General features: G+C 63.9%; 13 protein-coding genes and 1 pseudogene. 10 read left to right on the forward strand and 4 right to left on the reverse strand.

Translation table 11 applies throughout. The features are described 5' to 3' along the window. Window positions 1-35 precede the first annotated feature (35 nt). Entirely contained in the window at window positions 36-992 is a 957-nt protein-coding gene (locus QBK88_RS19545) for a glucokinase (protein ID WP_277963322.1), read from the reverse strand. Further along, window positions 989-2,818 carry a phosphogluconate dehydratase gene (edd, locus tag QBK88_RS19550; protein ID WP_277963323.1) on the reverse strand — a complete coding sequence of 610 codons (1,830 nt, stop codon included), beginning with the start codon at window positions 2,816-2,818 and terminating at the stop codon, window positions 989-991. The genes QBK88_RS19545 and edd overlap by 4 nt, the downstream gene beginning before the upstream one ends. A gap of 284 nt (window positions 2,819-3,102) precedes the next feature. On the opposite strand from edd, the gene gap reads away from it, so the two are divergent. The 10 genes and pseudogenes from gap (at window position 3,103) to QBK88_RS19595 (ending at window position 14,073) form a co-directional block, all read left to right on the forward strand. Then, complete coding sequence (gene gap / locus QBK88_RS19555; RefSeq protein ID WP_268145259.1) at window positions 3,103-4,104, forward strand: type I glyceraldehyde-3-phosphate dehydrogenase; 1,002 nt, start codon at window positions 3,103-3,105, stop codon at window positions 4,102-4,104. A gap of 198 nt (window positions 4,105-4,302) precedes the next feature. Next, window positions 4,303-4,818 carry an RNA polymerase sigma factor gene (locus tag QBK88_RS19560; protein WP_268145261.1) on the forward strand — a complete coding sequence of 172 codons (516 nt, stop codon included), beginning with the start codon at window positions 4,303-4,305 and terminating at the stop codon, window positions 4,816-4,818. 162 nt (window positions 4,819-4,980) lie between these two features. Continuing rightward, entirely contained in the window at window positions 4,981-5,883 is a 903-nt protein-coding gene (locus tag QBK88_RS19565) for a FecR domain-containing protein (protein WP_277963332.1), read from the forward strand. A 171-nt stretch (window positions 5,884-6,054) separates the two neighbouring features. Then, complete coding sequence (locus QBK88_RS19570; RefSeq protein WP_277963324.1) at window positions 6,055-8,628, forward strand: TonB-dependent receptor; 2,574 nt, start codon at window positions 6,055-6,057, stop codon at window positions 8,626-8,628. Window positions 8,629-8,741: 113 nt separating this feature from the next. Next, entirely contained in the window at window positions 8,742-9,356 is a 615-nt protein-coding gene (locus tag QBK88_RS19575; RefSeq protein WP_268145265.1) for a biliverdin-producing heme oxygenase, read from the forward strand. Window positions 9,357-9,426: 70 nt separating this feature from the next. Then, window positions 9,427-9,825, forward strand: a complete 399-nt coding sequence (locus QBK88_RS19580; protein WP_158158807.1) for a YbaN family protein — start codon at window positions 9,427-9,429, stop codon at window positions 9,823-9,825. Between the two features lie 318 nt (window positions 9,826-10,143). Beyond that, window positions 10,144-11,223: pseudogene (locus tag QBK88_RS30925) on the forward strand (PDC sensor domain-containing protein); the annotation flags it as partial. Window positions 11,224-11,325: 102 nt separating this feature from the next. Next, window positions 11,326-12,081 (forward strand): methyl-accepting chemotaxis protein, encoded by a 756-nt coding sequence (locus QBK88_RS30930; protein ID WP_445764967.1) that lies wholly within the window; start codon window positions 11,326-11,328, stop codon window positions 12,079-12,081. 87 nt (window positions 12,082-12,168) lie between these two features. After that, window positions 12,169-13,548: a CoA transferase gene (locus QBK88_RS19590; protein WP_277963326.1), complete on the forward strand. Its 1,380-nt coding sequence runs from the start codon at window positions 12,169-12,171 to the stop codon at window positions 13,546-13,548. A 156-nt stretch (window positions 13,549-13,704) separates the two neighbouring features. After that, window positions 13,705-14,073, forward strand: coding sequence for a DUF5064 family protein (locus tag QBK88_RS19595; RefSeq protein WP_277963327.1), 369 nt, complete (start codon window positions 13,705-13,707; stop codon window positions 14,071-14,073). On the opposite strand, the gene QBK88_RS19600 is transcribed toward QBK88_RS19595, so the two are convergent. Next, complete coding sequence (locus QBK88_RS19600; RefSeq protein WP_277963328.1) at window positions 14,028-14,753, reverse strand: RES family NAD+ phosphorylase; 726 nt, start codon at window positions 14,751-14,753, stop codon at window positions 14,028-14,030. The two genes, QBK88_RS19595 and QBK88_RS19600, sit on opposite strands and share 46 nt — an antisense overlap. After that, window positions 14,753-15,154, reverse strand: a complete 402-nt coding sequence (locus QBK88_RS19605; RefSeq protein WP_277963329.1) for an MbcA/ParS/Xre antitoxin family protein — start codon at window positions 15,152-15,154, stop codon at window positions 14,753-14,755. Before QBK88_RS19605 ends, QBK88_RS19600 begins: the two co-directional genes overlap by 1 nt. Window positions 15,155-15,294 lie beyond the last annotated feature (140 nt).

Consider the following 15,294-nt stretch of genomic DNA (forward strand, 5'->3'; position numbering starts at 1 on the left):
TCGTGGCGCCCGATCAATAGGCACAGATTAAACGCCTAGCCCCGTGCCTGCTGCAAGGCCACACCGGCACCAATGAGCCCCGAGAACTCGGCGGTCACAACCCACACGGGAATGCCCTGGAAGTATTCGCTCATGCAACCCTTGTCGCTGAAGCTCTCGGCGAAGCCGCTGGCCAGGAACAAATCGATGAAACGCGGGATCACGCCACCGACGATATACACCCCGCCGCGGCCGCCCACGGTCAGCACATTGTTGCCCGCCACACGGCCCAGGAAGCGACAGAACTGGTCGATCACTGCCCTGGCCACCGGGTCACCAGCCAGCGCGGCCGAAGTCACAGCCGCCGGGGTGTTCAGCGTCGGCGCATGGCCGTCCACGGCGCAGATGGCCTGGTACAGGCGCAGCAGACCACCGCCACTGAGGATGGTTTCGGCACTGACATGGCCGATCTCATCCTGGATGTGCTGGCGCAACTGTGCCTCGCGGGCGTTGCCCACTGGCAGGTCGACATGGCCACCCTCGCCCGGCAACGCCACGAACTGGCCCGCGCCGGTGTGCAGCAACGTGCCCACCCCAAGCCCCGTCCCTGGCCCAATCACCACGGCGGCCCGCTCAGGGTCGGCGGTGCCTGGGCACACGGCCTTGAATTCACCGTCCTGCAGCCGAGTCATCCCCAGCGCCATGGCGGTGAAATCGTTGATCAGCAACAGGTGCTCTACTTGCAAGGTATCGCAGAAGGCCTTGCGGCTCAGGCGCCAGTGGCTATTGGTAAAGCGAAATTCATCGCCGCTGACCGGCCCGGCGACCGCCAGGCACACCGCGTCGATGGCGCCGCGCTCGTGGCCCAGGTCTTTCAGATAGACCCCGATGGCTTGCTCGGGGCTGGTGTAGTCGGCCGTGGGAAACACCCGCACAGAGTGCAGGTCGTTGTTTTCCCACAACGCAAAGCGGGCATTGGTGCCGCCGATATCGCCTACAAGGGCGAGCTTCATTTGAGATTCTCCAGGCCGGACGTGAAGGCGCTGGCGCCTTGCTCCGCCGAGCTGAAGGCCAGCCGCATGAAACCGAACAGTTCGCGCCCGCAGCCCACGGCGTTGGCCAGCTGGCCCACGGCGGGGGTGCGCGCGGCGAATTCAGCGGCGTCCATCAGCACCTCCAGGGTGCCCTTGACGCCGTCCACGCGGATCATATCACCGTCGCGCACCTTGGCCAGCGCGCCGCCATCGAAGGCTTCAGGGCACACGTGGATAGCGGCCGGGATCTTGCCCGATGCACCGGACATGCGCCCGTCGGTTACCAGTGCCACCTTGAAGCCGCGGTCCTGCAGCACGCCCAGGAACGGCGTCATCTTGTGCAGCTCGGGCATGCCGTTGGAGCGCGGGCCCTGGAAACGCATCACGGCGACGAAATCATGTTCCAGCTCACCGGCCTTGAAGGCGTCGGCCAGGTCCTGCTGGTCTTCGAACACCCGGGCCGGGGCCTCGACCACCTGGTGTTCGGGGGCCACGGCCGAGACCTTCATCACGCCGCGGCCGAGGTTGCCTTCCATCACCCGCAGGCCACCCTCCAGCGAGAACGCACGGGCCACCGGGCGCAGGATATTTTCGTCCAGGCTCTGCACGGGGCCTTCGCGCCATACCAGCTTGCCGTTGTCCAGGAACGGCTCCTGGGTGTAGCGGCTCAAGCCGTGGCCGGCCACGGTGTTGACGTCTTCGTGCAACAGACCCGCGGCCAGCAGTTCGCGGATCAGGAACGACATGCCGCCGGCGGCCTGGAAGTGGTTGATATCAGCCTTGCCGTTCGGGTAGACGTGCGACAGGGTGGGTACCACCTCGGACAGGTCGGCCATGTCCTGCCAGGTCAGGATGATGCCCGCCGCCATGGCGATGGCCGGCATGTGCAGGGTGTGGTTGGTCGAGCCACCAGTCGCGTGCAGCGCGACGATGGAGTTGACCAGCGCTTTCTCATCGACGATCTCGCCGATGGGCATGAAGCCGGTGCCGCTGGCCTTGGTCATGCGCGTGACCTGGTGCGCCGCTTCCACGGTGAGGGCATCGCGCAGCGGGGTGTTCGGGTTGACGAAGGACGCGCCGGGCAGGTGCAGGCCCATCACTTCCATCAGCAATTGGTTGGTGTTGGCGGTGCCGTAGAAGGTGCAGGTACCCGGGCTGTGGTAGGACTTCATTTCCGATTCCAGCAGCTCTTCGCGGCTGGCCTTGCCCTCGGCGTAGCGCTGCCGGACGTCGGCTTTTTCCTTGTTGGAAATACCCGAGGGCATCGGCCCGCCCGGCACGAAGATCATCGGCAGGTGGCCGAAGCGCAGCGACCCCATCATCAGGCCCGGTACGATCTTGTCGCAGATACCCAGCATCAGCGCGGCGTCGAACATGTTGTGCGACAGCGCCACGGCGGTGGACATGGCGATCACTTCGCGGCTGGCGATGCCCAGCTCCATGCCCGGCTCGCCCTGGGTCACACCGTCGCACATGGCGGGCACGCCGCCGGCGAACTGACCGACCGAGCCAATCTCGCGCAGGGCCTGCTTCAATTGCTCGGGGTAGGTTTCGTAGGGCTGGTGCGCCGAGAGCATATCGTTGTAGGAAGACACGATGGCCACGTTGGCGGAGTTCATCATCCGCAGCGCGTTCTTGTCTTCGGTGCCGCAGCCGGCCACGCCGTGGGCGAAGTTGGCGCATTGGAGCTTGGCACGCATAGGGCCATCACTGGCAGCCCCGCGGATCAGTTGCAGGTAACGCTCGCGCGTCGCGCGGCTGCGGTCGATCAGCCGTTGGGTAACCTCTAGAACGCGGGGATGCATGTGGAGAACTCCAGGCTATGGGGGTGACCGCTGCACCGAATTTCCCATTCTTCCATTCGCCGCCCAGGCTTCAGGCCTAGGCTTGCTTGTGATCAACAGGAACAGCCGCGCCGGTCACTCGTTGTAGATAAGACAAAATATTGCCATGAAAAAAGGCTTGTTTTCTATTTTTTTGCGAATAATCTTGTAATTCCAATAACAAAACAGATTCTGTGAACGATTTACCTCGCTCAGCGCCTCATATTGAGAGGGCAGCGCACACAATCTGAACGCAGGTACCGACAATGACGCTTCGAATTGCCATCAACGGTTTTGGCCGCATCGGCCGCAACGTGCTCCGTGCACTGTATACCCAAGGCTACCGCCAGGACCTGCAGGTCGTCGCGATAAACGACCTGGGTGACAGCGCGATGAACGCCCACCTGCTCAAGTTCGATAGCGTGCATGGTGCCTTCGACGCGACCGTGGAGTCCGACCAGGAAAGCATCACGGTCAACGGTGACCGTATTGCGGTCAGCGCCATCCGCAACCCGGCCGACCTGCCGTGGAAAGCCGAGCGCATCGACGTGGTGTTCGAATGTACCGGCTTGTTCACCGACCGCGCCAAAGCAGCCGCGCACATCCAGGCCGGCGCCCGCAAGGTGATCATCTCGGCGCCGGCCAAAGGCGTTGACGCCACCGTGGTGTACGGGGTGAACCATGACATCCTGCGCGCCTCCCATCAGGTCATCTCCAACGCTTCGTGCACCACCAACTGCCTGGCTCCGGTGGCCCAGGTGCTGCACCGCGAACTGGGCATCGAACAGGGCCTGATGACCACCATACACGCCTACACCAACGACCAGGTGCTGACCGACATGTACCACAGCGACCCGTTCCGGGCGCGTTCGGCCACCCAGTCGATGATCCCCAGCAAGACCGGCGCCGCCGAGGCGGTCGGCCTGGTGCTGCCGGAACTGGCCGGCAAACTGACCGGCATGGCCGTCCGGGTGCCGGTGATCAACGTTTCCCTGGTGGACCTGACCGTGAACCTGTCGCGCGAGACCTCTGCCGACGAGGTCAACGCGCTGATGAAGGAAGCCAGCCAGCACTCCAAGATTCTGGGCTACAACACCCTGCCGCTGGTGTCCTGCGACTTCAACCACAACCCGCTCTCTTCGATTTTCGATGCCAATCACACCAAGGTCTCTGGGAAGATGCTGAAGATCATGGCTTGGTACGACAACGAATGGGGTTTCTCGAACCGCATGCTGGATAACTGCCTGGCGCTGTTCAACGCGCAGTGATGCCGGGAAAACAGAGCGAGGACCGGTGAAGCGCCGCGCGGGTGGCGCTTCACCAGCAAGCGGTCCCCTGTCGGACCGCGTTGCCCGCCGTTGAGGCTCGGCTGGGGTAAGGGGCAACCAAACATTTACATTCTTGTACTTGACCTCGGGGCTAGATGATAAGCATTATCATTAACATCCCATTGGTTCGGTATCGCTGTGAGTCAGTCACACTTCAACGCTGTCTTCCTCACCCAGCGGCTCAGCCTGCTGCGCACCTTGCAGCGCATGGTCGATAACCCCAGCACGGCCGAAGACCTGCTGCAGGAAACCTACCTGCGGGTTACCCGTGCGCTCAGCGAGCGGGCCATCGACCATCTGGAACCCTTCGTCTTTCAAACCGCGCGCAATCTGGCGCTGGACCACCTGCGCGCCCGCAAGGTACAGGAACGCACCCTGCTCGAAGACGTGCCCAGCGAAGTGGTGTACAGCGTCGCCGCGATCCAGAGCACGCCGGAAGAAGCCGCCCATGCCGAGCAATTGCTGATGCGCCTCAACACCAGCCTGGGCCAATTGACCGCCCGCCAGCAACGCATCTTCATCCTCAGCCGGCTGCATGGCTGCAGCTACCTGGAAATCGCTGGGCAACTGCAGGTATCGGCAAGCACGGTGCAGAAGGAACTGAAACTGATCATGGCCATTTGCGTGGGCGTGGCGCAACGTATGGAACAATGAGAAGTCTGACAGAGGCTCGTCAGGACAGTGTGCGACATGACGCTAGCTTCACCGCAAGCGCCACGAGTCTTTGATAAGCTCTCTCAATGTACCATTCGCCGTCATGAACTCGATGCCCGAGGAACCCGCGTGACCGAACACCCCCCCGCTCACGACAGCGCCATGGACCAGGCCCTGGACTGGCTGATTCGCCTGGAGTGTGCCAGCGCCGCTGAGCGCCTGGCCTTTGAGCAGTGGCTGGCCGCCGAGCCCGCCAATGCCCAGGCGTTCGCCCAGGCCAGCGCGGTGTGGAACGGCCCGGCGGTGAACCAGGCGGCGCAGCAACTGCACACCGTGGCTACGCGTTCGTGGCGTGCGCGGCTGCGGCCGTATTTCAAGCCCATGGCGGCTGCGGCGGTGATACTGGTCGGCGTGTTCAGCTTTACCAATCTGCCCCTGCGCCTGGAAGCGGACCACCTGACCGTGGTGGGCGAACGCCAGCGCCTGCAACTGGACGATGGCTCCAAGGTACTGCTAAACACTAACACGGCGTTCTCGGCCCACATCGACAAGGCCCAGCGTGAAGCCAGGTTGTACCAGGGCGAAGCTTTCTTCCAGGTCGCCGACAGCCGCCAGCAGCCGCTGGAACTGCAGGCAGGCCCCGTGCGTGCCAGCGTGCGCGACACCGACTTCGCCGTGCGCCTGCTCGATGGCGTGGCCCAGGTCGAGGTGCAGCGCGGCAATGTCGACCTGCTGGGCGGTAACGACGCGCGGGTGCGCCTGAGCGCCGGCGACAGCATCCGCATCAGCCCATCAGGCTTCGGCCAGCGCCAGCATCTGGACCCGCAAAAGGATCTGGCCTGGGTGCAGGGGCGCCTGGTATTCGAGAACTGCCCGCTGAGCCAGGTGCTGGACGAACTGCGTCGGTATTACCCCGGGTGGATCGTCAACACCAATGACCGCCTGGCCAAGGTCGAGGTAACGGGCAACTATCGGTTGGAGAACCCCCTGGACGTGGTGCGCTCCCTGGCGCATATCACCTCGGCGTCGATACGCGAATACCCGGCGCTGGTTATTCTCAACTGAAAAAAGGCTCGCTGGCGAGCCCGCCCGGGCGACGGCACCCGCCGCTAGCGGCAGCCAAAATTATTTTTACGCGATTGCCTGCCCTGCCACGTCTCGTTATAGCCAATGAAAGTGATTCGCATTTTGAATCCGCTCAACACTATAACGCCGCGCGACAGGGAGCGCCCTTCGATGTCCTCAGGTTTCAAGCATTCCAGCATTGCCACCCCCGGCCCTCGCACATTGTCCGTGCTGACCATGGCCATCGTGCTCGCCGCCACCCAGGTCACCCCGGCCGTGGCCGCCGAATCCGCTGGTAGCACCCAGGCCATGGGCAATTACACGTTTGCCATCGGCCAGCAGTCGCTGGTCTCGGCCATCAACGCCTTCACCCAGGTGACCGGTTGGCAGGTGGGGCTGTCGGCTGACCTGGCGCGTGATGTGCAGTCGCCCGGTGTACGTGGCTCGCTGAAGCCCGACCAGGCCTTGGACCGCCTGCTGATAGGCACCAACCTGAGCGTGCACAAGGTCGGCCCCAACAACGTGGTGCTGGAACGCCGCAACACCGGCGCCCTGGCCTTGCAGCAAGTCACCGTCAGCGCCACGCGCAGCGCCCAGGACGTGAACAGCGTGCCCAGCACCGTGACCGTCCAGGACCGCGAGACCCTGGACCGCAACAACGTCAACACCATCAAGGAACTGGTGCGCTATGAACCGGGTGTATCGGTAGGCGGCACTGGCCAGCGCGCGGGTATCAGCGGCTATAACATCCGCGGCATCGATGGCGACCGGGTACTGACCCAGGTTGACGGCGTGGAAATTCCTGACAGTTTCTTCAACGGCCCCTACGCCCAGACCAACCGAAACTACGTGGACCCGGAGATCGTCAAGCGCGTGGAAATCCTGCGCGGCCCGGCCTCGTCGCTGTACGGCAGCAACGCCATCGGCGGTGCGGTGAGCTACTACACCCTGGACCCGGACGACATCATCAAGCCTGGCAAGGACGTGGGCGCACGCCTGAAGGCCGGCTACAGCTCCGCAGACCGCAGCTGGCTGAAATCCGGCACCGTAGCGGGCCGTGAAGGCGACTTCGACGCCTTGCTGCATTTCAGCCAGCGCGACGGCCACGAAACCGAGTCCTATGGTAGCCACGGCGGCACCGGCCTGGGCCGCACCGCCGCCAACCCGGAGGACGCCACCACCACCAACGTGCTGGCCAAGCTGGGCTGGAACTACGGCGATGACGCACGCCTGGCCCTCACCTATGAAAAATACAAGGACGACCGCGACACCAACCTCAAGAGCGCGGTTGGCGGCCCATTCGTCAACGGCGCTGGCCTTGGGATGTACAGGGCTCGCAGTGGCAACACCACCACCTCGCGCGAGCGCTTCGGCATCGAGAACACGTTCGGCCTGGACAGCGTGCTGGCGGACCACGTGAAGTGGACCCTCAACTATCAGTTGGCCAAGACCGACGAAAGCACCAACGAAATCTACGCGCCGTCGCGGGTGGTGCAACGTCTGCGTGACACCCAGTACAAGGAACGCCAGTGGGTATTCGATGGCCAGTTGGACAAGTCCTTCGCCATCGCCGATACCGACCACCACCTGACTTACGGCACCACCATCAAGCAGCAGAAAGTGACCGGGCTGCGCACCGGTACCGGCACCTGCCTGAGCGTGGCGGCGTACTGCAGCGCCATCGGCGCGACCAGTACCAGTGCCTCGGACACCCTGACACCGGCCAGCGACTTCCCGGACCCGACGGTCAACACCTACAGCCTGTTCGCCCAGGACGAGATCAAGTGGAACCAGTGGACCTTCCTGCCGAGCGTGCGCTACGACTACACCCAGATGAAGCCGCACGTGACCCAGGAGTTCCTCAACACGGCTGCCCAGAGTGGCGACGCCATCAGCACCGAGGAAAAGCGCTGGCACAAAGCGACGCCAAAACTGGGCCTGACCTACGCCTTCAATGATAACTACACCTGGTACGGCCAATACGCCGAGGGCTTCCGCACGCCAACCGCCAAGGCCCTGTATGGCCGCTTCACCAACACCTCCCAAGGCTATACCGTAGCGCCCAACCCGGATCTCAAACCTGAAAGCAGCAAGAGTTTCGAGACCGGCCTGCGCGGCCAGTTCGAGCATGGCAACTTCGACCTGGCGGTGTTCTACAACAAATACCACGACTTCATCGACGAGAACTCGCTGACCCCAGGCTACACCGAGACGACCTTCCAGAGCGTCAACATCAAGAAGGCCACCATCAAGGGTGCCGAGGCCAAGGGCCGCCTGAACCTGGACTACTTCGGCCTGCCGGCCGGTCTGTATACCCAGGGTTCGGTGAGCTACGCCTATGGCCGCAACGATGACGACGGCCAACCCCTCAACAGCATCAACCCGCTGACCGGCGTGTTCGGCCTGGGCTACGACCAGGACAACTACGGCGGCCTGTTGAGCTGGACCGTGGTCAAGCGCAAGGACCGGGTCGACGATTCCACCTTCCACGCCCCCGACGGCACCAGCAGCCAGTTCAGGACCCCGGGCTTCGGCGTGCTGGACCTGACCGGCTACTACAAGGTCACCCAGGACGTGACCCTCAGCGCCGGCCTGTACAACCTCGCCGACAAAAAATACTGGCTGTGGGATGACGTGCGCGGCTACGACGGCGTCGGCGAAGCCGGTGTGACGCAGCCGGCCAACATGGACCGCCTGACCGCGCCTGGCCGCAACTTCTCCATCAACGTGGTCTGGGACATCTGAGGCCTTTCGCGGTACCGTTACCCCAGGTGGCGGTACCGCGAAGTTTTTTTACTGAGTTTGCCGCGCTGGAACGTCTAGTAAGGCAACCTCTACTGTTTTCAAGGACCCCTGCCATGAGTGCCATCGAAACCCACGCCGCCCCTGCGGCCGAGCAGCCGGCCCTGCGTTCCGCGCGCCTGCGCCAGGCCAGCGCCGTGCTGCACGACCAACTGGAACATGCGGTCGGCGCCCACGCCCCGTTCGAAAGCCGTGAAAGCTACGGCCGTTTCCTGCAGATGCAGTACCTGTTCCAGTCCGAGCTCAAGGGCTTGTACAACGACCCCGAGCTGAACCAGCTGTTCCCGGACCTGGCCTCGCGCTGCCGCGCCGACGCCGCCCTGGCCGACCTCAACGACCTGGGCCTGGCCGTGCCGGCCGCCGTGCCCGGCGCCCTGATCGCCCCCAACCGTGCCACAGCCCTGACCTGGATTCGCGTGTCCGAGGGTTCGAAGCTGGGCGCTGCCATTCTGATCAAGCGCGCCGAGGCCATGGGCCTGAGCGAAAGCTTTGGTGCCCGCCACCTGGCAGAGCCTGAAGGCGGCCGCATGCGTGGCTGGAAAGCCTTCAACGCCATCTTCGATGCGCTACCCTTCACCCCCACCGAAGAAGCGGACGCCGATCAGGCCGCGGTTGACGCCTTTTCCCGTCTGCAAATACTCTTGCAGCACACTTATTCCGCTCACGCCTGAGCTGAACCCTTGAGTCGAACCTGGCCGGCGGCCTACCGCTGGCCGGTCGCTGCCCTAGTACGTTGCCCCCATGACCCGCCCACTGCCCTCCAAAACCGCGCGCATCCTGTTCGGCCTGCTCGCCTACGTCAGCCTGGGCATCGGCCTGGTGGCCATCGTCATCCCCGGCCTGCCCACCACCGAGTTCATCCTGCTGGCCGCCTGGGCCGCCACCCGCAGCTCGCCGCGCCTGAGTGCCTGGTTGGAAAACCACCGGTTGTTCGGGCCCATCCTCAGCAACTGGCGCAATGGCAAGGTGATCGTGCGCCGCGCCAAGGTCAGCGCCACCCTGAGCATGCTGGTGTGTTCCGTGGTCATGGTCCTCACCCTCAAACATGCCTGGCCACTGTATGCCGCCATTGGCTGCATGCTGGTGGTGAACCTGTGGATCTGGTCGCGCCCCGAGGCGCCACCTGTCAAAAATATTTAAAGTTGCAACATTTGCCGCCGATGTCTCGTTAACGCTGGAAGGATCCGGCGGGCAGGGCCGTGCCCCCAAGGGCTGGGCTCTCGCTGTCCCGACTGGTCAACTCGTGAGTGCGCGCCCATGTTCGACAAACTCTCCATCCGCTTGAAAATCGTGCTGTTGGCCGGTCTTTGCCTGTTGGGCGTGGCCGGGCTGATCGTCGGGATAAACCTGTACCAGACCCGCGAGAACAACGCGCTGGTGAGTGCGTCGAGCCGCAAGATGCTCACCGACAGCGTTCAGAATTTGCTACAGACAAAAGCGGCGGAAAATGCTGCGCAGATGCAGAAAACCTTCGGCGATAACCTGCTGGTGGCCAACGCCGCCGCCGACCAGATCATCGGCCTGCGCGGCCTGGCCGGGCGTCGCGGCCTGCCCCCGGCCGCCCTGCGGGAAGACATCAACCAGGCCATCAAGGCCATCTTCGACCGCAACCCTCGGGTGCTGGGCGTGTGGGCAGCCTTCGAGCCTCAGGCCCTGGATGGCCATGACGCCGACTTCGTCAACGATGACAAACGTTCATCCAACCAGAGCGGGCGCTACGCCCCCTACTGGAGCCGCGCCAACGGCACCGCGCTGAATACCGTGACCGCCGAAAGCGACATGAACAAGACCGACCTGACCCTCACCGGCGTGCCCTACAACGCGTGGTACACCTGTGCCCGGGACAGCGGCAAACCGTGCCTGCTGCAACCCTATACCGACACCGTGGGGGGCAAGCTGATGCTGATGAGCAGCATTGCCGTGCCCCTGCGCGACCAGGGCAAAGTGATCGGCGTGGTGGGTGTCGATGTAGCTCTGGACTCGCTGCAGACGTCGGCCGAAGCCTCCCAGCGTGACCTCTTCAACGGCGCCGGGCACATGATGATTGTCTCCACCGCCGGCGCCCTGGCCGCCAACAGTGGCGATGCCAGCCTGCTGGGCAAGAAAGTCGACCAGGTGCTGGGCGAAGACGGCCGGCAGATCGTGCAACTGATCAACGCCAACCAGCCCAAGGTACTCAAGCAAGGTGACCTGATTCGCGCCATTTACCCTGCCCCGGCCATCACCGATGGCACACCGTGGGGCGTGGTCATCGACCTGCCGGAAAAAGTCCTGCTGGCCGACGCCACCACACTGCAAGGGGTACTGGACGGCGCCCAGACCCGCGGCACCATCACCGTGATCGTGGTCGGCGCCCTCGCCACCCTGGCCGGCCTGGTATTGTTGTGGTTGACCGCAAGTGGCGTCACCCGCCCGATCAACAGCGTGGCCGCCATGCTCAAGGATATCGCCAGTGGCGACGGCGACCTGACCCAGCGCCTGAAGTACGCCAAGCAAGACGAACTGGGCGAACTGGTGAGTTGGTTCAACCGCTTCCTGGACAAGCTGCAACCCACCATCGCCAAGATCAAGCAGACCGTCAGCGATGCACGCAGCACCGCCGACCAGTCGTCGGACATCGCCCGACGCACCAGTGATGGCATGCAGGTGCAGTTCCGCGAGATCGACCAGGTGGCCACTGCTTCCAACGAAATGAGCGCCACGGCCCACGATGTCGCCAACAGCGCGTCCAACGCCGCCACCGCCGCCCGTGGCGCCGACCAGTCGGCCAAGGACGGGTTGTCGATCATCGAGCGCAGCACCCGTGATATCAACTCGCTGGCCGAAGAGGTGAGCAAGGCGGTGGGCGAAGTGGAAGCCCTGGCGGTCAACAGCGAGCAGATCGGCTCGGTGCTGGAAGTGATCCGCAGCATCGCCGAACAGACCAACCTGCTGGCCCTGAACGCCGCCATTGAAGCGGCGCGTGCCGGGGAGAGCGGCCGCGGTTTTGCCGTGGTGGCCGATGAGGTGCGCAACCTGGCCAAGCGCACCCAGGACTCGGTGGAAGAGATTCGCCATGTGATCGAGCGTATCCAGAGCGGTACCCGCGGCGTGGTGCAGACCATGCACTCCAGCCAGACCAAGGCCCAGGACAACGCCGTGCAGATCAACCAGGCCGTGCAGGCGCTTGGCAAGATCAGTGAAGCAGTGACGGTGATCAGCGATATGAACCTGCAGATCGCCAGTGCTGCCGAGGAACAGAGCGCCGTGGCCGAGGAGGTCAACCGTAACGTCTCGGCCATTCGCACGGTCACCGAAACCCTCACCGGCCAGGCAACCGAATCGGCTCAGGTGAGCAGCCAGCTCAACGCCCTGGCCAGCCAGCAGATGAAACTGATGGATCAATTCCGCGTTTGACGGTCCAATCCTGAGTGGTAGGCGATCATGAGTTGAGGTAGGCGCTGGCAAACCAGCGCCTACCGGCCACCCAGGAGGACTGACGCGATGCCTGATTTACTCGCCACCCTTGCCCAGGCGCTGGGCTTGCCTTCGCATGAACGGCCCCTGGTCAGCTTTACGGGTACCGGGGCCCTGCCCTCCACCTTCGCCGTGACCGACTTTGCCAGCGCCAGTATTGCTGTCGCCGGCCTGGCGGTGGCCGAGCTGTTGCGCCAACAGGGCCTACCGGTGAATACCCTGGAAGTGGACCGCCGCCTGGCCTCGTTCTGGTTTGCCAGCAGCCTGCGCCCCATGGGCTGGGAGCCCGCCCCCTCCTGGGACCCGATTGCGGGGGACTACGCCACGGTCGATGGCTGGATTCGCCTGCACACCAACGCACCGCATCACCGTGCCGCGGCCTTGAGCGTGCTGGGCGACTGCGCGGGCCGGGACGCCGTGGCCGCAGCGGTCAGCAGTTGGCAGGCCGAGGTACTTGAAAGCGCCGTGGTCGCCGCCGGTGGCTGCGCCGCGCAAATGCTGGACCTGAAGCAGTGGAGTGCACACCCCCAGGGCAAGGCGGTGGGGGCCGAACCGCTAGCCGCCAGGCAGGCAGGCCCGGAACACGCGCCCCTGGCCTGGCGCGGCAGCCGTGCGCAACCGCTGGCCGGCATCAAGGTACTGGACCTGACACGCATCCTCGCAGGGCCAGTAGCTACTCGCTTTCTCGCCTCGATGGGCGCCGACGTGCTGCGAATCGACCCGCCGGGCTGGGAGGAACCCGCACTGGCGCCCGAAGTCACCCTCGGCAAGCGCTGCGCCCGCCTGGACTTGCATGACAGCCTGGACCGCATCAGTTTCGAGCGGCTGCTGGCCCAGGCCGATGTGTTCGTGCACGGTTACCGCGCCGACGCGCTGGAACGCCTGGGGTACGACGCCGCGCGGCTGCAACAACTGGCGCCGGGGCTGGTCAATGTCAGCCTCAATGCCTACGGCTGGACCGGGCCGTGGCGCAACCGGCGCGGTTTCGACAGCCTGGTGCAGATGAACACGGGTATCGCTGCAGCTGGGCAGCGATGGCGGCAGGCCGACAAGCCCGTGCCGCTGCCGGTCCAGGCGCTGGACATGGCCACCGGCTACCTGATTGCCGCGGCCGCCATCGATGGCGTGCGCGAGCGACTGGCGAGCGGCCGTGGCAGCACATCGCGCCTGTCCCTGGCGCGCACCGCCAAGGCGTTGGTCGACCATGGCCAGGTCACCACCGATCTGCCCCTTGCCGCACAAGCCAGCGGCGACCTGGCCAGCCAGATCGAGCACACCCCATGGGGCCCGGCGCAGCGCCTTTCACCGCCGCTGCGTATACAGGGAACCCCCATGCAGTGGCCCTGCCCCGCCAGCGAACTGGGTTCCTCGCCTGCCACTTTCAACGACGCACTGCAGTTCTTGTAGGACGGGGCGAAGCTGGAAAACAGACGCCACGCAGCTGCTGGAGCTACGCGGTGCCTGCTTCCCGAGCTTCGCCCGGTCCTGCAGGCACCTCAGTTGCCGAACCTGATGCCGGCTGTTGGGTCTATCCTCTACGTTTCCGCCTACAAGGAGCCCGCCATGGCCCTGTTCGAACCTGGCCGCCTGCACCTGCAGCACGCCGCTTTGCAGCCCAACGATTTCAGCTATGAAGTCAACCTCTACTACGAGGTGCTGGACGACGCCGGCCGCGGCCGCTACGTGCAATTCAAGGTCGAAGGCCATATCAACGAAAAAGCCTTTCAGGATGAATTCCAGTTGGGCAAGGACGATTGGTACAACTTCGCCAGTTCCGCCGACCATATTGCTCGCAAGAATGGCCTGCCGGCCACCAGTGTCCTGGCCGTTTCCCTGCACCATCACTATGATGCCGTCTTCGAGGATATACGCAGCAAGATCGGCGCTCAGTCGGGCGATTGCGTGTCGCCCGAGCACCTGGATTCGCGGTAGACCGCCTCACTGGCTTCCCGGACCTCCAGCACATAGCTGAACGCTTGGGCACGGCCGTCCCACCGGTATCGAAGATGGGGCCCCTGCGTGGGCAGCGACAACGCAGGTGGGCGCAGCGCGGCGACACATTCGTGACCCGGTGCGCGTACGCTGCGGTACAACAGCCCCCAGGCCCCCGCCTCTCGCAGTTGCCGGCCCAGCGCCTGGGTGATGGGGTAGTGGATGGCCTCGGGCTGGTGCAGCGATTCATCGCCACGCAGGTCTTCCATGGGCTTGACCACCTGGTTCACATAAGTGCGCATCGTGACCTCGATGGTTGCCTCGGCCGTCGCACGCCAGAACGCTTCCTGATGGTGCCGGGTTTCGGCGATGGCGGCAGTGATGGAACTGGCGCAGTAATAGACGCCAAATGTGCCATCGGTAAAGCGGCTGGCTCTGCCGATATGAGTGAAAGCCGCCATGATCGGTGTCGACCCTGGGCCGCTGACCCGGTCCTGTGGCGGCACCCGCTGGATTTGCCCGGCCTCATCGCACAAACGGTCGTTGGTCATGCCCTCGATCAGAAAGGCCACCTCCAGGTCCGCAGGGTCAAAGGTGTCCTCAAAGACCGCGATAGGCGGGAAAGCGCTATTGACGATGCGGTAGGCCTTGTCCCAGGCAGGCAACACTGACGACGCCATCAGCCACGAACCGCGTCGAGGTAGCGCCGCACATCCGCCAGGTCCATGACCCGTCCGCCCAGCATGTAGGCCAACGCCGAGCGCCCATTGAACGGCGCTGCGAGGTTGGCCTTCGATGGCCATTGATACGCACGTTCCGGCTGGTTGCTGAACAGGATCCGGAGCGCCTTGTGAATGCCCATCAAATAGGAAATGCGTTCCAACGTGTCATGGGGCAAACGCACCGCAGGGCGTTTTTTCCAGTTGAAATAGGTGGTATTGCCAATGCTGCCCAGCAGGACGCGTTGCTGCTCGGTGGTGCACTGCCAATGCTCCATGAGGTTGAAGAAAAACGTCAGGGCAACTCGCCCTGTGTCGAGCGGGTCTGGGGAGGGGCTCGGCGATGGGGTCGGGGAAGGCATGGGCAGCTCCAGTGTTTTGAGGAGAATACTCCACATACGAATTATTTAAACAGGATAGTTCAGATACGAATTGCGGAACTAAGCTATTTTAGCGTCATCCGATTCGCGACTTTCGCCTGCTCCTACGGAAGAGTTCGTAG

The organism is Pseudomonas sp. RIT-To-2, assembly GCF_029623465.1.
GTDB lineage: Bacteria > Pseudomonadota > Gammaproteobacteria > Pseudomonadales > Pseudomonadaceae > Aquipseudomonas > Aquipseudomonas silvicola.